Below are 16,437 nucleotides of genomic sequence, written 5' to 3'. Positions count from 1 at the left end.
AAAGGGCCTATCATCCGTGAATATGCGCCGCGACTCCAGCGCCAAAGCATCGATCTGCGGCTTTTAATCGCAGACCGAGCCCTCTAGCACGCCTAATTGAGGTTTTCGACGAGCAGTGCATCCACCCGCTGGAAACCTCTTGGAAGCTTGTTGCCTCGCCGCCCGCGTTCACCTTTGTAATGTTCAAGGTCGTCTGCTTTCAACGAAAGGGTACGTTTTCCAGCCTGTAGCACAAGCGTGGCGCCTTCCGGTAACACTGCAATATCCGTGACATATTCCTCGCGACTGGCCACCCGTTCGCCGGAAATACCGATGATCTTGTTGCCCTTGCCTTTACCCAACTGAGGCAAGTCGCTGATTTTGAACACCAGCAAGCGACCTTCGGTCGTGACCGAAGCCAGCCAATTGTTCTCCCGATCACTGACCGGACGCGGCGCAATGACCTTGGCGTTGTTCGGCAAGCTCAACAACGCCTTGCCCGCCTTGTTCTTGGCTTGCAGGTCTTCACCCTTGACCACGAACCCGTAACCCGCGTCCGATGCAATAACGTACAGCCCATCATCATCAGGCATCAGCACGCATTCAAAAGTTGCACCCGGTGGCGGAGTTAATCGTCCGGTCAGCGGCTCGCCCTGGCCACGGGCCGACGGCAGGGTGTGGGCCGGCACTGAATAGCTGCGCCCGGTGGAGTCGACGAACACCGCAAACTGGTTGGAACGCCCAGCCGCCAGCGCCTTGAAACTGTCCCCGGCCTTATAGGAAAGCCCCGCCGCGTCAATATCATGACCTTTGGCCGAGCGCACCCAGCCTTTTTCCGACAGTACAACGGTCACTTTCTCGTTCGGCAGCAGATCGTGCTCGCTCAATGCCTTGGCTTCGGCGCGCTCAACGATTGGCGAGCGACGATCATCGCCATAAGTCTCGGCATCCTTGAGCAGTTCGGTGCGCACCAGCTTCTTCAGCTTGGCTTCGCTGCCCAACAGGGCCAGCAGCTTGGCCTGCTCCTTGAGCAGCTCATCCTGCTCGGCGCGCAGCTTCATCTCTTCCAACCGCGCCAATTGCCGCAGGCGGGTGTCAAGGATGTATTCGGCCTGGATTTCGCTCAGGGCGAAGCGCTCGATCAGGCTGGCCTTGGGGTGCTCCTCGGTGCGGATGATGTGGATCACTTCGTCCAGGTTGAGGTAGGCGATCAGCAAACCGTCCAACAGGTGCAGGCGGCGCTCGACCTTGTCCAGGCGGAATTGCAGGCGCCGGCGCACGGTCTTGACCCGAAATTCCAGCCATTCCACCAGCAATGCTCGCAGGTTCTTCAACTGCGGCTTGCCGTCCAGGCCGATGATGTTGATGTTGACCCGGTAGCTGGACTCAAGATCAGTGCTGGCGAACAGGTGCTGCATCAGCGCGTCGTGGTCGACCCGGCTGTTGACCGGAATGATCACGATGCGGCAGGGGTTTTCGTGGTCGGATTCGTCACGCAGGTCAGCCACTTGCGGCGCTTTCGACGGTTTTGCCTGCATCATCGCCGCGATTTGCTCCAAGACCTTGGCCCCGGAGACTTGGTGCGGCAATGCCGTGACGATGATGTCGCCATCTTCGATGTGATACACGGCGCGCATGCGCACCGAGCCGCGACCGGTCTCGTAGATTTTCAGCAGGTCGGCGCGCGGCGTGATGATTTCCGCTTCGGTCGGGTAATCCGGGCCCTGGATGTGTTCGCAGAGCTGCTCCACCGTGGCTTTCGGCTCATCCAGCAGACGCACGCAGGCCGTGGCCACTTCCCGCAGGTTGTGGGGCGGTACGTCCGTGGCCATGCCCACGGCAATGCCGGTGGTGCCGTTGAGGAGGATATTCGGCAAACGTGCCGGCAACACCAAGGGTTCTTCGAGGGTACCGTCAAAATTCGGGCCCCAGTCCGCCGTACCTTGGCCCAGTTCGCTGAGTAGAACCTCGGAATAGCGCGACAGCCGCGCCTCGGTGTAACGCATGGCGGCGAAGGACTTGGGATCGTCCGGCGCACCCCAGTTACCCTGCCCGTCCACCAGCGTGTAGCGATAGCTGAACGGCTGGGCCATCAGCACCATGGCTTCATAGCAGGCCGAGTCACCGTGGGGGTGGAACTTACCGAGCACGTCACCGACGGTCCGCGCCGATTTCTTGTGCTTGGAATCGGCATCCAGCCCCAGCTCACTCATGGCATAGATGATCCGCCGCTGGACCGGCTTCAAACCGTCGCCAATGTGCGGCAAGGCGCGGTCCATGATCACGTACATGGAGTAATTGAGGTAGGCACTTTCGGTGAAGTCAGCCAGCGATCGGCGTTCTACGCCGTCTAAGCTGTCTGCAAGAATGTCGCTCATGCGGGCCTCATCAGTTCGTTGTCTGGCGCAGCAGCATGGTGCCGTCGCGCTGGGTAAATTCAAGTTTGTTCAGGGCGCTCATGCCCAGCAGCACTTGCGTGCCACCCAGGCCGGGCGCCACCAGGGCACGGACATCGCGCAAGACGATGTCACCCAATTGCAGCCGGTCGATGCGGGTGCGATAGCCCTCGCTCAAACCGTTGGCGGTACTCAATGTCACGTCGAAACCTTTTTCCAGCTTGAGGCGCTCGGTCAATTCCACTGGAATCGCCACGTCGGTGGCGCCCGTGTCGAGCATGAAATCCACCGGCTGGCCATTGATCTGGCCGCTGGCGACAAAATGCCCCTGCACATTGCCGACCAACTTCACCTCGATAAACCCTTCGCCTCTTTGCGAATACACCTGGACATTGGGGTTTTGCTGGCGCTGCTCCCATTGGGCAAAAAACCGCGTTGCCAGGAACAGTGCCGCGCACCAGGCCACTATCATCAATACCCGGCCGGCGCGCTTGCCCGGCGGCTGCTGACTCATGGCGAGGCGCCCCAACCACCGTCCGGTGCGGCGAAGCGCCAGATGATCGGCCGCGTTTCGCCGTCGGCACGGGCGCCATCGTTGTTGTCCAGGCCGATCCAAGCGCCCTCGGCGTCCACTACCAGCGCTTCGGCCAGGCCATAGGCCTGTGCGTAACGACGATTATCCTGCAACGCCTCGGCGGCGAACGACCAGCAGCGCTCCACCTGGGCGGTCTGCGGGTCACGCCGGCAGATCTGAAAGGCGTTGCGCTCCAGGGTAAACAGCTTGCCATTGAACAATGACAGGTCGGCGAAATCCCGCGGAACCGCCTTGGCCTTGAGGAACTGCGCCGGCTGCATCTCCAGCCCCGCTTCGCTCAGCAGTACGCAATTGCCATCGCAGTCCCACACCGTCTGCTGGCGCTTGATCAGCAACAGGCCGCGACTTTCGCGCTCGGCCGCCAGCCACAATTGATCGCCAGCCGGGTTGACCGCCAGGCCTTCGAACAGGGCATTGAAGTGCAGCAGCATGCCACTGGCACGGGCCTGGCGGATCAGTGTCGGGGCGATTTTCAACCACGACGCAGGTCCCGACGGCGGCACCTGCAACACCGCGGCATGGGACTCACTGACCACATAGCGATTGCCAGCACTGTCGCAACTGATGCCTTCGAAATCCAGCTCGCCACCGCGCAGGAACGACGCCGCCCAGGTCCGGGATTTCAAGCCCCAGGGAAAACCGCTGTCCGGCACCTCTGGCACCTCGATATCGACCACTTGCGCCGGCCAGACCGGTGCCTCGGAGGGCGCGAGACGGTAGATCCGATCATCGTCACGATCGGACACCGTCCACATTTCGCTGCCGCACAGGGCCAGCCCGGACAGATTGCCGCCGCGCATGCCCTCGACCGCGTGCTCGGACAACAACTTCAGTTCCGGCGCCGGCCCTGCGACCACAACCCCCGCCCACAGCAATAACGCCAGGGCGAAACCGTTGCGCATCAGGCCAGCACCTCAGCCAGGTCCCCTTTGGATTCGAGCCAGGACTTGCGATCACCGGCGCGCTTCTTCGCCAGCAGCATGTCCATCATTTCCGACGTCGCGTCGAAATCATCCAAGGTCAACTGCACCAGACGGCGGGTGTTCGGATCCATGGTGGTTTCGCGCAGTTGCGGCGGGTTCATTTCGCCCAGGCCCTTGAATCGGGTGACCTGCGGCTTGCCGCGTTTCTTCTCGGCCACCAGCCGGTCAAGAATGCCGTCGCGCTCGGCTTCGTCCAGGGCGTAGTAGATTTCCTTGCCCAAGTCGATCCGGTACAGCGGTGGCATCGCGACGTAGACGTGGCCGGCGTCCACCAGCGGACGGAAATGCTGGACGAACAAGGCGCAGAGCAACGTGGCGATGTGCAGGCCGTCGGAGTCGGCGTCGGCGAGGATGCAGATCTTGCCATAGCGCAGTTGGCTCATGTCCTCGGCGCCCGGATCGACACCGATGGCCACCGCGATGTTATGCACTTCCTGGCTGGCCAACACTTCGCTGCCGTCCACTTCCCAGGTGTTGAGGATCTTGCCCCGCAGCGGCAGGATCGCCTGGAACTCCTTGTCCCGCGCCTGCTTGGCCGAGCCACCGGCGGAATCACCTTCCACCAGGAACAGCTCGGAACGCATCGGGTCCTGCCCGGCGCAATCGGCGAGCTTGCCCGGCAACGCCGGCCCTTGGGTGATGCGCTTGCGCTCGACCTTCTTGCTGGCCTTGAGGCGACGGCCGGCGTTGTTGATCGCCAGTTCCGCCAGGGCCAAACCGGTTTCCGGGTTGGCGTTGAGCCACAGGCTGAACGCGTCCTTGACCACACCGGAAACAAACGCCGCCGCCTCGCGGGACGACAGGCGCTCCTTGGTCTGGCCGGAAAACTGCGGCTCCTGCATCTTCATCGACAATACGAAGGCAATGCGTTCCCAGACGTCTTCCGGCGCCAGCTTCACGCCACGGGGCAACAGGTTGCGGAACTCGCAGAACTCGCGCATCGCATCGAGCAAACCCTGGCGCAACCCGTTGACGTGGGTGCCGCCCTGGGCCGTGGGGATCAGGTTGACGTAGCTTTCCTGGACGCTTTCGCCACCCTCGGGCAGCCACAACAGCGCCCAGTCCACCGCTTCTTTATTACCGGCCAGGCTGCCGCAGAACGGCTCGTTGGGCAGGCGTTCGAAATCGTTGACCGCGTCCACCAGATAAGAACGCAGGCCGTCTTCGTAATGCCACTCGACTTTCTCACCGGTGGCCTTGTCCTCGAAACTGACCAACAGCCCCGGACACAACACCGCCTTGGCCTTGAGCACGTGCTTGAGGCGCGTGACGGAGAATTTCGGCGAATCGAAATACTTCGGATCCGGGGCGAAATACACGCTGGTGCCGGTGTTGCGCTTGCCGACGGTGCCGATCACTTCCAGCTCAGTGGCCTTGTAGCCATCGGCGAAGGTCATCTGGTATTCGTTGCCGTCACGCTTGACCCGCACCCGCACCTGGGTCGACAAGGCGTTGACCACGGAAATACCCACCCCGTGCAGACCGCCGGAGAACTGGTAGTTCTTGTTGGAAAACTTGCCGCCGGCGTGGAGCTTGGTGAGGATCAGCTCGACGCCCGACACACCCTCTTCAGGGTGAATGTCCACCGGCATGCCGCGACCGTCATCGCTGACTTCCAGCGAGTGATCGGCGTGCAGGATGACCTGCACCGACTTCGCATGCCCGGCCAAGGCTTCGTCGACACTGTTGTCGATGACTTCCTGGGCGAGGTGGTTCGGCCGACTGGTGTCGGTGTACATGCCGGGGCGCTTGCGCACCGGGTCGAGGCCCGAGAGGACTTCGATGGCGTCTGCGTTATAGGAGCTAGCGCTGGGAGTGGCCATGGGGTCTCGTCGTCAGTGTTCAATGAAAAAGGGGCGATGGCTCACAGCGACGTGAAGTCGATCGCCTGGTACAAATCGGCGCCAATGCCGGCAAAACTCAACAGCGCCGGCAACTGCTGGGCAAACCCTTGGAAACTGTGGTCGCCGCCGGCCTGGATGCGCAAGGCACAGGCGCGGTAATACTGCTGGGCGTGGCGATAATCCAGCGTTTCGTCACCGGTTTGCAACCATACCTGATACCGCTGCGGATCCTGGGGCGCCGGCACTTCCAGTTCGGCCAGGGCCGTGACGTGGTCGTGGGTCAACTCCCAGGTTTCGTCGGTGTACAAATTCTTCTGCGTGCCCAGGTAACCGTCAAACATCCGATGGGGGCTGACGGCAGGGTTGATCAACAGGCCCTTGAGGCCGTGGCGCTCGGCCAAGTGAGTGGCATAGTAGCCGCCGAGCGAGCTGCCGACCAGCAGCGGCCGCCCCAGTTGTGTAATCGCCTGTTCCAACTGACCGATGGCCTGGCGGGGGTGGTGGTGCAAGGCGGGCACCTGCAACTGGTCGCTCAGGCCCAGGCGTGCCATCACCTCGGTCAACTGGCAGGCCTTGGTCGATGCTGGGGCGCTGTTGAAGCCATGGATATAGAGGATTGAACCCGACATTGCCGACTCCCTGGGTGTTGGGCAAAGGCCGGAGTTTACAGGGAGTTTGTGGGGGTTTGGGGGATTTGACCGTGTTGTTGCCTCCTATGACCCGTCGATCACTGCACCTGTGGGAGCAAAGCTTGCTCGCGATGGCGGTCTGACAGCCGGCCAGGATTTTGTTGACCGGGTACATATCCATTGCTGCGGTAACGGCCACTTAGGGTTCCGCTCTTACAGCGGCTCACTTTTGAGAAGCGCAAAAGTAAGCAAAACGCTACATGCCCCACCACTCGGTGCCTCGCCTAGGCTCGGCATGCCCGCACTCCGGCATTGCTCCGTGGGCCGCCGCGAAGGGCCATCCATGGCCCAGCGCGGCTAACCCGGCATCCATGCCGGGTTGCCCACTGCGCAATGCCTGCGTTCGGCCATCGTGGTTAACGGGGCGCCAAAATCTACGTCCCCCGCGAGGCGGCCTGATAGCCGACCTGGTTTAGGGTGATCGCGTTTCTCCAGTGGGAATGAGCTTGCTCGCTTCTGCGCGCGGTGTGGTCAGGGTTGTGTATTGACGTTGTCCAGCATTCGATTCGCTAATAAAGCACCCAGCTCGATCAGTTGCTGAATGCCAAGGGCAACATGGCGTCGCGAGCCTTTCAGGTCGAAGGCAAGGTCGCTGACCATCGCATCGGCTGAGGCCAGGGTTTCGCTGAGGTTGGCCAGCAGGCTTTCGGTGTCGACGCCGTCCACGACGGTGAACAGTTGACCTGAGGGCTTTTTCTTTTTGGCTTGAGGTTTGGGATCAAGATAATGGTCGATGACGCGCTTGGCGGCTTCATCGAGTTTTTGGGGATCGAAACCGGCGTGGGCTGATGAGGGATCGGTTTCGGGGGGATTGGGGGTGGCTTTGAACATGGTGCAGCTCCTTGTTACGTAGTGGAACCGCCATTTCCCGTTTCCAGGCGAGAGGGTGGCAGCTATGCGCGGGCTGGAAAACCGGAGTAAGGAGCAAAAACCGGCAGACTCGAAGTCTCCCGCGCACAGCCGCCATAACGCAGAACTGCACACGCAAAAAAGCGTCGCAGTATCTCATGTAGCGCGCTGTTGCATCCTCACTTATCGGGTTTCCAGGCCCGACCGCTGAATTTTCAGCGACGGGAAAAGGTTAGCGACAGCCCTTCCCACCCGGCAACCGCCAGAGCTCGTCGGAAAAATCTACGGCAGCCCGGAGGATTGTCCGACCATTCCCACAATCCTGGCCGGCTGTCAGGCCGCCATCGCGAGCAAGCTCGCTCCCACACAGGTTTTTGGTCGTTTATAAGATCAGTGTCCACCGCCGATCCCTGTGGGAGCCGAGCTTGCTCGCGATGGCGGTGGGTCTGCTTGCATCAATGCTGAATGTAGCGCCGCCTTCGCGAGCAGGCTCGCTCCCACAATTGGACTGGGTACACCCGCAAGAGCAGGTCGGCTATAAGGCCGCCTCGCGAGCAAGCTTTGCTCCCACAGGTCCAGCTCAAACAAGTCTGATGGGTGTACACCCCCCGCAAGAGCCAGGCCGGCTATCAGGCCGCCTCGCGGTGGACGTAGATTTTGGCGCCCCGTTAACCACGATGGCCGAACGCAGGTATTGCGTAGTGGGCATCCCGGCATGGATGCCGGGTTAGCCGCGCTGGGCCATGGATGGCCCTTCGCGGCGGGCCCACGGAGCAATGCCGGAGTGAGGGCATGCCGAGCCTAGGCGAGGCACCGAGTGGTGGGGCAGGAGCGCTTTGGTTACTTTCGCGCTTTTCGAAAGTGACCCGCTGTAAGAGCGGAACCATAAGTGGCCGTTACCGCAGCAACGGATATGTACCCGGTCAACAAAATCCAGGCCGGCTGCAAGGCCGCCTCGTCCTCAATACCCATTGGACTCGTAATCCGGGGTGAACTCAAACCCAACCACCCGCTCAACCCCCGTCTCCAAACGCCCATCCGGCCAAAGCCGCAACCACCGATACCCCGGCGCCTGCGAGCCCACCGCAAAATCCTCACTCCCAGGCTCAAACTGAATACAGGTCGAAGGCGAAGCCAACAAACGAATCCCCTCGCGTACCTGATCAACCTCCTGATGCACATGCCCCCACAGCACAGCACGCACCTGAGGAAACCGATCCAACACCGCAAACAACGCCTCAGGATTACGCAACCCAATCGGCTCCATCCACGCACACCCAATCGAAACAGGATGATGATGCAAGCACACCAAGTGATGCCGCTCCGGCGCCTCGCTCAAGGCGTTGGCCAACAGAATCAACTGCTCCTCGGCCAAAAAACCCGGCACCGACCCCGGCACGGCGGAGTCCAGCATCGTCACCCGCCAATTGCCGATGTCCACCACCGGATCGAGCAACACGCTCTTGACCGCAGCCTTGAGCATCACCTGCGGCTCATCATGGTTACCAGGAATCCACCGCGCCGGCGCATCAAGACACGCCGTCAGTTGCCGAAACGCCTCGTAGGATTCCAGCGTCCCATCCTGGGACAAATCCCCAGTGGCAAGCATCAGATCGATATTGGGTTGCTGCTCGAGCACCAGGTCAATGACCGCTCGCAAGCTGTCACGGGTGTTCATGCCCAGCAACGAGGCATCGGCCTCGGCGAACAAATGGCTGTCAGACAGTTGGACCAGCAACGCCGCATCGGCAGTGGTCAAGCTGGATACGCTCGGCAAATCGCTCTCTCCCAGGCGCAATCACGCCGTTGCATGAAGCCGCAATTATGCTGGGGGACGATCGAAAGGGGAAACCCGCGAACCGGAACCGGTTCACAACTACCGAACGACTTCGAACTCGTGACCCAACGCCAGGCAATGACTCAGCCATTCACCCAGGAACAGATTCAACTGGGCCTTTTCGTCCGGCTGGTGCATTGACGCATTGGGGTAAGGATAGATGCCGCGAAAGCGTCGCGCATGTTCGGCGCTCACGACTTCGGCCATGCGCGCATCGTGATAGACCTGCACTTCCAGTTGCGGCACCGGCAACCAGGGCAGGCTGTGCTCCTGGCGCACCTGCAAGGTGGTGGTGTAGGGGCAGGTCTGCAGCACCTCGATGGCCAGCACGCCGAGCATCTGGTCGCCGTGGGTCACGGCGATGCGCCGCGGCGCCGGGTCGTTGCGCATGTCCGGCAACAAGCGCATCAGGCGGGCGTAGTTGGCCTCGCAGGCGGCCTGCAACCCCACCAGATCGACGCGATAGCGATCGCGCAGCTTGTTCAGGACCATAGCCCCCTCACTTCCTCGCGGTTCAAGGCCAGCCATTGCAGGGCGATGATGCTCGGTGCATTACAGATTTGTCCGTCACGCACAGCTTGCAGGGCATCCTCGAAGGACCAGACCTTGACGCGGATATCCTCGGCTTCTTCCGCCAGGCCATGCAGCCCGCCCGCCCCCGTGCTGTCGCAACGCCCCAGGTACAAATGGACGAATTCATCACTGCCGCCCGGCGATGGAAAATACTTGGTCATCGGCCAGAGCGCTGCGAAGACAAGTCCAGCTTCCTCCTGCGCTTCGCGATGAGCAACTTCTTCCGGTTGCTCGTCCTTGTCGATCAGGCCGGCCACCAGCTCCACCAGCCAAGGGTTGGTCGTCTTGCCTATGGCGCCCACGCGAAACTGCTCGATCAACACCACTTCATCGCGCTGCGGGTCGTAGGGCAGCACGCACACCGCATCATGACGTACGAACAGTTCACGACTGATCTCACGGCTCATGCCACCGGCAAATAACTCATGACGCAGGACGAGACGGTCGAGTTTGTAGAACCCCTGGAAGCAGCTCTCGCGCTTGACGATGTCCACAGTGTTCGGCGTGGCGTTGGTGAAGTCGGTCATGACAATCCTCGTGTGCAGTAGATCAATACGAGGTTCCAACCTCGGCTTCGCGCCATCCTAACGCGCCCGTACCCTTTGATGCAGCCCCTTTCCACTCATCGGGATAGACGGCAGAAGGTGAAAGAACTCTAATGAGCTTAGTGGCGAACTGATTGTCCTGCTGGCAGTCGAAGCGGGTAACTTTTCGCCTTTCCCTGTTTCATGAAGGACGCCCATGTCGCTTTTCAAAACTGCCTCCGTGGCCGCCATTGCCCTGACCCTGGGTGCCTGCCAAAGCCTGTTCCAACCCAACTACCGCGCCCCGCTGGAAACCACCCGCGATGCCTCGGAACAACTGCAACCCGGTTGCGCCAGCGCCGACTGCCCACTGGTAAACATCGACACCTTGCACTTCCCCACCGAACCGGTCCTGGACGGCATTATTGAAAAACGCCTGCTGGAACTGACCCGCGCCACCCCAGGCGCCCCCGTGGCCCCAACGCTGGCCGCCTATCGCGAGCAGTTTTTGCGCAGCGCCGCACCGCGTAACAGCAGCTATTTGCAAGCCAAGGTACGTGAGCAACATGACGGCCTGGTGATCATCGAACTGTCCAGCTACCTGGACACCGGCGGTGCCCACGGCACGCCAGGGCGCGGTTTCATCAACTATTCGCGCCAGCAACATAAGGTGCTGACGCTGTCGGACATGCTGCTGCCGGGCCAGGAAGAAGCGTTCTGGAAAGCCGCCCAGGTCGCTCACAACAGTTGGCTGATCAGCACCAAGCTGGATCAGGAACCCGACTTCCTGAAACAGTGGTCATTCCAGAAAACCCCACACGTGGCGTTGACCTATGGCGGGGTGATCCTCAAGTACGAAGTGAGCACCATTGCGCCCTACGCCCTGGGCCACATCGAATTGAAGATCGCTTACCCGCGCCTCAATGGCATCCTCAAGCCCGAGCTGTTTCCTGGCCGTAGCTGAAAGCCCGGCCCAGCAACAGCTGCAGCAACCCTGCCAGGATCAACGACGGCAGGGTTGCGCCGATGTCCGGGTAAAAATTGGCCAGTAGATGATAAGTGCTCACCCCACCCAGCCAGGCCAACAGTGCCGGCCAGCGCAACGCGGCTGACAACACCTGGCTGCTGCGTTTGCGCAGGATGAAGTGGTCCACCAGCACCACGCCGAACAGCGGCGCGAACACCGAACCGATCAGCAACAGGAAGTTCTGGTACTGCGCCAACGGCGCGAAGCAGGCGATCAACGTACAAATGACGCCAATCGCCAAGGCCAGGTGCTCGACCTTCAGCCCCGACAACATGCCACTGGACACCGCTGCCGAGTGAATGTCGGCGAAGGCGTTTTCCGACTCGTCCAGCAGAATCAGCAGCAACGGAATCCCCAGCCCGGCACCGGCCAGGGCCAGCAGCAGCGCATTGACTTCGCCGCTCGGCGCAAACGCCAGGGTGTAGGCAACGCCCAGGCTCATCAACCAGAAGTTACCAATGAAGAACCCCAGCGCGGTACCGCCGAAGACATTCTTGGCGCGTTTACCGAAGCGCGAATAGTCGGCGATCAGCGGCAGCCACGACAGCGGCATCGCAATGGCGATGTCAAACCCCACCGCCAGCGGCATCGAGCCGTCACCCGCCTGGGCCCACAACGCCGCCAGGTCAGCCTTGGCGAACAGGTTCCAGGTCAGCCAGATGCACGCCGCCAGCAACAGCCAGATGCCCCATTTACGCAGGACCTTGCGCACGAACGTCAGCGGTCCGCTCACCGCGAGCAGCGTCGCCAAGGCGCCAAAGAACAATGTCCACAACAGCGGATTCGCCCCCAGGCTACCTTCGCTGAAAGCCCGGGCGCCGAGCAGGCTGGCAGCGTCGCGCATGACGATGATTTCGAACGAGCCCCAGCCGACCAACTGCAGCAGGTTCAACACCGCCGGCACGCTCGCGCCCTTGCCGCCGAGGCTGAGCTTGAGAGCGGCCATGGCCGACAGGCCTGTGTCACTGCCGATCACCCCGACCGCCGCCAGCAGCAGGACGCCCACCAGCGTGCCGAGGAAAATCGCCAGCAGCGCACCACTCAGGCCCAGGCCCGGCGCGAGCAAGGCGCCGACCTGCAAGACCATCAGGCCGATGCCGAGGGAGAACCACAGGGAAAACAGGTCGCGGGCGCCGAAGACGCGTTTGTCCAGGGGCACGGCGGTGTCGGGGGAATAGGTGCTGGGTTGGATGTTCAAGGGTTGTTATCTCAGAGGAATATTTGTTGTTCTATCGATCGCTTTCGCGAGCAGGCTCGCTCCCACAGGGGACTTGCGGCGAACACGAGATGGGTGAACGACCGAGATCCATTGTGGGAGCGAGCCTGCTCGCGAAGGCGGCGGTGAAAACACCGCCGCCTTCGGCTCACATCACACTTTCTTGTAAAGCTGACTACCTTCCTTCTTGAACCGCTCGGCCTGTTCCGCCAAGCCCTGGGCGACATCGACATCCACCGCTTCAATGCGCTGGTTGGCCGCGTACTCGCGCACTTCCTGGGTGATTTTCATCGAGCAGAACTTCGGCCCGCACATCGAGCAGAAATGCGCGACCTTGGCCGAATCCTTCGGCAGGGTTTCGTCGTGGTACGAACGGGCGGTGTCCGGATCCAGGCCGAGGTTGAACTGGTCTTCCCAGCGGAACTCGAAGCGCGCCTTGCTCAAGGCGTTGTCGCGAATCTGCGCGCCCGGGTGACCTTTGGCCAGATCGGCCGCGTGGGCGGCGATCTTGTAGGTGATGATCCCGGTCTTCACGTCATCCTTGTTCGGCAGGCCCAGGTGCTCCTTCGGCGTCACGTAGCAGAGCATCGCGCAACCGAACCAGCCGATCATCGCCGCACCGATGCCGGAGGTGATGTGGTCGTAGCCCGGGGCGATGTCGGTGGTCAGTGGGCCGAGGGTGTAGAACGGCGCCTCGTCGCAGCACTCGAGCTGCTTGTCCATGTTCTCTTTGATCAACTGCATCGGCACGTGGCCCGGGCCTTCGATCATGCACTGCACGTCGTGCTTCCAGGCGATCTTGGTCAGCTCGCCGAGGGTTTCCAGCTCACCGAACTGCGCTTCGTCGTTGGCGTCGGCAATCGAGCCCGGACGCAGGCCATCGCCCAGCGAGAAGCTGACGTCGTAGGCCTTCATGATTTCGCAGATGTCTTCGAAGTGGGTGTAGAGGAAGTTCTCTTTGTGGTGCGCCAGGCACCACTTGGCCATGATCGAACCACCACGGCTGACGATGCCGGTGACGCGCTTGGCGGTCATTGGCACGTAGCGCAGCAGCACGCCGGCGTGAATGGTGAAGTAGTCGACGCCCTGCTCGGCCTGTTCGATCAGCGTGTCGCGGAACAGCTCCCAGGTCAGGTCTTCGGCCACGCCACCGACTTTTTCCAAAGCCTGATAGATCGGCACGGTGCCAATCGGTACCGGCGAGTTGCGGATGATCCATTCGCGGGTTTCATGGATGTGCTTGCCGGTGGACAGGTCCATGACCGTGTCCGAACCCCAGCGAATGCCCCAGGTCAGTTTCGCCACTTCTTCTTCGATGGACGAACCCAGCGCGCTGTTGCCGATGTTGCCGTTGATCTTCACCAGGAAGTTACGGCCGATGATCATCGGTTCCAGTTCGGTGTGGTTGATGTTGGCCGGGATGATCGCGCGACCACGGGCGATTTCGTCACGCACGAATTCCGGCGTGATGACTTTCGGCACGCTGGCGCCGAAGCTGTGGCCGGCGTGTTGCTGCTCCAGCAGGCCGGCGGCGCGGGCCACTTCCAGCTTCATGTTTTCGCGGATGGCGACGTATTCCATCTCGGCGGTGATGATGCCTTTGCGCGCGTAGTGCATCTGGCTGACGTTGGCGCCCGGCTTGGCACGGCGCGGGTTGTTCACGTGGGCGAAGCGCAGCTTGGTCAGCTCGGGGTCGGCCAGGCGTTCCTGGCCGAAGTTGGAGCTCAGACCGGCCAGGCGTTCGGTGTCGCCACGGGCTTCGATCCACGGCGAGCGCACATCGGCCAGGCCTTTGCGCACGTCGATGATCACGTTCGGGTCGGTGTAGGGGCCCGAAGTGTCATATACCACCACCGGCGCGTTGATTTCGCCGCCGAAGTCGGTGGGGGTCACGTCGAGGCTGATTTCGCGCATGGGCACGCGGATATCCGGGCGACTGCCCTGGACATAGATTTTTTGCGAGCGGGTAAAGGGCTGGACCGATTGCTCATCGACCTTGGCCGAGTCACTGAGGTTGGTCGCGTTTTTTGCTTTTGTCGTCATCACGGGCTCTCCAGACACACATCCAGGCGGTGGATTTTTGTCGGAGCGAACCTGTAGCGAATGGACGCGTCCCTGCACGAGAGTGCGGACGCTGTGCTTGCTGCTCGAGGATGCTCGAAGATCGAAAGTCGATGCTCGAACAACATCCCGGACGAAGCACAAGAGGACTCGCCGGGTGACGAGAAATCTTGTTCCCTACGCAGGCGTTAACCTGATCAGGTTCAACGGGATCCGAAATTATTCGATCTCAGCCTCATAGCAAGGCACCCCGACAAGAACCCGGCCAGTCTAGACACAACTACCGGAGAACGCCATCGCCAGGGCAAAAGGCGTGATGAATGGCGCATATACAGGATTGTTGCCGTGCCATCGCGCAACTACACTCGCTACGCCGCGCCTCTTGTGCGCACTCATCCGTGAAATAGGGATCGCCTCATGTTGCGCAAACTCTCACTGGCCCTAGCCGTGTCTTGTGCGTCCAATGGAATGGCCTGGGCTGCCGAAGCGCCCATCACCACCAAAACCGATCTGGTGAGCGTGTATCAGGAAGCGGTGGACAACAACGCCGACCTGGCCGCCGCCCGCGCCCAGTACGGCGCCCAGAAGGAAGTGGTGCCCCAGGCCCGCGCCGGGTTGCTGCCCAACCTCTCGGCCGGTGCCGACCTGAACAACACCCGTACCGAGCTCGACCAGCCTGCGATGACCGCCACCCGTAGTTCTACGGTCTATCAGGCGACGCTGTCCCAACCGATTTTCCGCGCCGACCGCTGGTTCCAGCTCCAGGCGGCAAAGTCCGTTGACGAACAAGCGTCGCTGCAACTGTCGGCCACTGAGCAGAACATGATCCTGCAAAGCGCCGAGAGCTATTTCAACGTGCTGCGCAGCCAGGACAACCTGGCCTCGACCAAGGCCGAGGAAGCCGCGTTCAAGCGCCAGCTCGACCAGTCCAACGAACGTTTCGACGTCGGCCTGTCGGACAAGACCGACGTGTTGCAATCCCAGGCCAGCTACGACACCGCCCGGGCCAACCGGATCCTCGCCCAGCGCCAGGTCGAGGACGCGTTCGAAGCGCTGATCACCCTGACCAACCGCCAGTACAACTCGCTCCAGGGCATCGTCCACACCCTGCCGATCCTGCCGCCGACGCCGAACGATGCCAAGGCCTGGGTCGATACGGCGGCCAAGCAGAACCTGAACCTGCTGGCCAGCAACTACGCCGTCGATGCCGCCGAGGACACCCTGCGCCAACGCAAGGCTGGCCATGCGCCGACCCTCGACGCGATAGCCCAGTACAGAAAAGGCGACAACGACGGCCTCGGTTTCACCAACCCGAGCCCCACCGGCCAGCGTTATGGCGGCGATGCCGAGCAACGCACTATCGGCTTGCAACTGAGCATCCCGATCTACAGCGGCGGGCTGACCAGCTCCCAGGTTCGCGAGTCCTACTCGCAGCTCACCCAGACCGAACAGCAACGCGAAGGCCTGCGCCGGCAGGTGGTGGAAAACGCCCGTAACCTGCACCGCGCGGTCAACACCGACGTGGAGCAGGTCCAGGCCCGACGCCAGTCGATCATCTCCAACCAGAGCGCGGTGGAAGCCACGGAGATCGGCTATCAGGTCGGCACACGCAACATCGTTGATGTGCTCGATGCCCAGCGCCAGCTATATACCTCGGTGCGCAACTACAACAACGCCCGCTACGACTACATCCTCGACAACCTGCGGCTCAAACAGGCCGCCGGCACGTTGAGCCCGGCGGACCTGCAGGACCTGTCACGCTACCTCAAGCCCGACTACAACCCGGACAGAGACTTCCTGCCACCGGACCTGGCCAAGGCGGCAGCGGAGCAATTGCGCTCGCGGCCGGCGCAGTGAACCATCG

The 16,437-nt window shown here is 61.6% G+C and carries 13 protein-coding genes and 1 riboswitch; of the genes, 2 read left to right on the top strand and 11 right to left on the bottom strand.

The annotated features are described in order from the left end of the window. Positions 1 to 92: 92 nt before the first annotated feature. The 9 genes from parC to AC30D9_RS15235 form a co-directional block, all read right to left on the bottom strand. Complete coding sequence (gene parC, locus AC30D9_RS15275) at positions 93 to 2,357, bottom strand: DNA topoisomerase IV subunit A (RefSeq protein ID WP_490144331.1); 2,265 nt, start codon at positions 2,355 to 2,357, stop codon at positions 93 to 95. A 10-nt stretch (positions 2,358 to 2,367) separates the two neighbouring features. Beyond that, complete coding sequence (locus AC30D9_RS15270) at positions 2,368 to 2,889, bottom strand: retropepsin-like aspartic protease family protein (protein WP_490144330.1); 522 nt, start codon at positions 2,887 to 2,889, stop codon at positions 2,368 to 2,370. Next, positions 2,886 to 3,872: an esterase-like activity of phytase family protein gene (locus AC30D9_RS15265; protein WP_490144329.1), complete on the bottom strand. Its 987-nt coding sequence runs from the start codon at positions 3,870 to 3,872 to the stop codon at positions 2,886 to 2,888. Before AC30D9_RS15265 ends, AC30D9_RS15270 begins: the two co-directional genes overlap by 4 nt. Then, on the bottom strand, positions 3,872 to 5,776 hold the full coding sequence (parE, locus tag AC30D9_RS15260; RefSeq protein WP_134922615.1) for a DNA topoisomerase IV subunit B: 1,905 nt from the start codon (positions 5,774 to 5,776) through the stop codon (positions 3,872 to 3,874). Before parE ends, AC30D9_RS15265 begins: the two co-directional genes overlap by 1 nt. A 41-nt stretch (positions 5,777 to 5,817) precedes the next feature. Next, complete coding sequence (locus AC30D9_RS15255) at positions 5,818 to 6,426, bottom strand: YqiA/YcfP family alpha/beta fold hydrolase (RefSeq protein ID WP_490144328.1); 609 nt, start codon at positions 6,424 to 6,426, stop codon at positions 5,818 to 5,820. Positions 6,427 to 6,957: 531 nt separating this feature from the next. Next, positions 6,958 to 7,317 carry a DUF6124 family protein gene (locus AC30D9_RS15250; RefSeq protein ID WP_490144327.1) on the bottom strand — a complete coding sequence of 120 codons (360 nt, stop codon included), beginning with the start codon at positions 7,315 to 7,317 and terminating at the stop codon, positions 6,958 to 6,960. Between the two features lie 979 nt (positions 7,318 to 8,296). Further along, a complete protein-coding gene (gene cpdA, locus AC30D9_RS15245) occupies positions 8,297 to 9,112 on the bottom strand; it encodes a 3',5'-cyclic-AMP phosphodiesterase (RefSeq protein ID WP_490144326.1) in 816 nt (271 codons plus the stop codon). 99 nt (positions 9,113 to 9,211) lie between these two features. Next, positions 9,212 to 9,664, bottom strand: coding sequence for a DUF1249 domain-containing protein (locus AC30D9_RS15240; RefSeq protein WP_307573771.1), 453 nt, complete (start codon positions 9,662 to 9,664; stop codon positions 9,212 to 9,214). Further along, positions 9,655 to 10,272 carry an NUDIX domain-containing protein gene (locus AC30D9_RS15235; protein ID WP_134922612.1) on the bottom strand — a complete coding sequence of 206 codons (618 nt, stop codon included), beginning with the start codon at positions 10,270 to 10,272 and terminating at the stop codon, positions 9,655 to 9,657. The genes AC30D9_RS15240 and AC30D9_RS15235 overlap by 10 nt, the downstream gene beginning before the upstream one ends. A gap of 214 nt (positions 10,273 to 10,486) precedes the next feature. Here AC30D9_RS15235 and AC30D9_RS15230 point away from each other — a divergent pair, with 214 nt between their 5' ends. Continuing rightward, positions 10,487 to 11,233, top strand: coding sequence for a DUF3298 domain-containing protein (locus AC30D9_RS15230; RefSeq protein WP_134922611.1), 747 nt, complete (start codon positions 10,487 to 10,489; stop codon positions 11,231 to 11,233). On the opposite strand, the gene cytX is transcribed toward AC30D9_RS15230, so the two are convergent. Beyond that, a complete protein-coding gene (cytX, locus tag AC30D9_RS15225; RefSeq protein WP_307573767.1) occupies positions 11,202 to 12,494 on the bottom strand; it encodes a putative hydroxymethylpyrimidine transporter CytX in 1,293 nt (430 codons plus the stop codon). The genes AC30D9_RS15230 and cytX overlap by 32 nt on opposite strands. A gap of 171 nt (positions 12,495 to 12,665) precedes the next feature. Beyond that, positions 12,666 to 14,555 carry a phosphomethylpyrimidine synthase ThiC gene (gene thiC, locus AC30D9_RS15220; protein ID WP_134922609.1) on the bottom strand — a complete coding sequence of 630 codons (1,890 nt, stop codon included), beginning with the start codon at positions 14,553 to 14,555 and terminating at the stop codon, positions 12,666 to 12,668. Between the two features lie 175 nt (positions 14,556 to 14,730). Continuing rightward, positions 14,731 to 14,836, bottom strand: a riboswitch (TPP riboswitch). A 154-nt stretch (positions 14,837 to 14,990) separates the two neighbouring features. On the opposite strand from thiC, the gene AC30D9_RS15215 reads away from it, so the two are divergent. Continuing rightward, positions 14,991 to 16,430: a TolC family outer membrane protein gene (locus tag AC30D9_RS15215; RefSeq protein ID WP_490144325.1), complete on the top strand. Its 1,440-nt coding sequence runs from the start codon at positions 14,991 to 14,993 to the stop codon at positions 16,428 to 16,430. Positions 16,431 to 16,437 lie beyond the last annotated feature (7 nt).

This window comes from Pseudomonas sp. DF11 (assembly GCF_058148565.1).
The sequence above is the reverse complement of the archived record's forward strand: the minus strand, read 5'-3'. Positions and strand labels throughout refer to the sequence as shown.

Bases quoted from the DNA above. Each gene is read 5' to 3' on its own strand.
- parC (WP_490144331.1), bottom strand. From the start codon at position 2,357: ATGAGCGACATTCTTGCAGACAGCTTAGACGGCGTAGAACGCCGATCG.
- AC30D9_RS15270 (WP_490144330.1), bottom strand. From the start codon at position 2,889: ATGAGTCAGCAGCCGCCGGGCAAGCGCGCCGGCCGGGTATTGATGATA.
- AC30D9_RS15265 (WP_490144329.1), bottom strand. From the start codon at position 3,872: ATGCGCAACGGTTTCGCCCTGGCGTTATTGCTGTGGGCGGGGGTTGTG.
- parE (WP_134922615.1), bottom strand. From the start codon at position 5,776: ATGGCCACTCCCAGCGCTAGCTCCTATAACGCAGACGCCATCGAAGTC.
- AC30D9_RS15255 (WP_490144328.1), bottom strand. From the start codon at position 6,426: ATGTCGGGTTCAATCCTCTATATCCATGGCTTCAACAGCGCCCCAGCA.
- AC30D9_RS15250 (WP_490144327.1), bottom strand. From the start codon at position 7,317: ATGTTCAAAGCCACCCCCAATCCCCCCGAAACCGATCCCTCATCAGCC.
- AC30D9_RS15240 (WP_307573771.1), bottom strand. From the start codon at position 9,664: ATGGTCCTGAACAAGCTGCGCGATCGCTATCGCGTCGATCTGGTGGGG.
- AC30D9_RS15235 (WP_134922612.1), bottom strand. From the start codon at position 10,272: ATGACCGACTTCACCAACGCCACGCCGAACACTGTGGACATCGTCAAG.
- AC30D9_RS15230 (WP_134922611.1), top strand. From the start codon at position 10,487: ATGTCGCTTTTCAAAACTGCCTCCGTGGCCGCCATTGCCCTGACCCTG.
- thiC (WP_134922609.1), bottom strand. From the start codon at position 14,555: ATGACGACAAAAGCAAAAAACGCGACCAACCTCAGTGACTCGGCCAAG.
- AC30D9_RS15215 (WP_490144325.1), top strand. From the start codon at position 14,991: ATGTTGCGCAAACTCTCACTGGCCCTAGCCGTGTCTTGTGCGTCCAAT.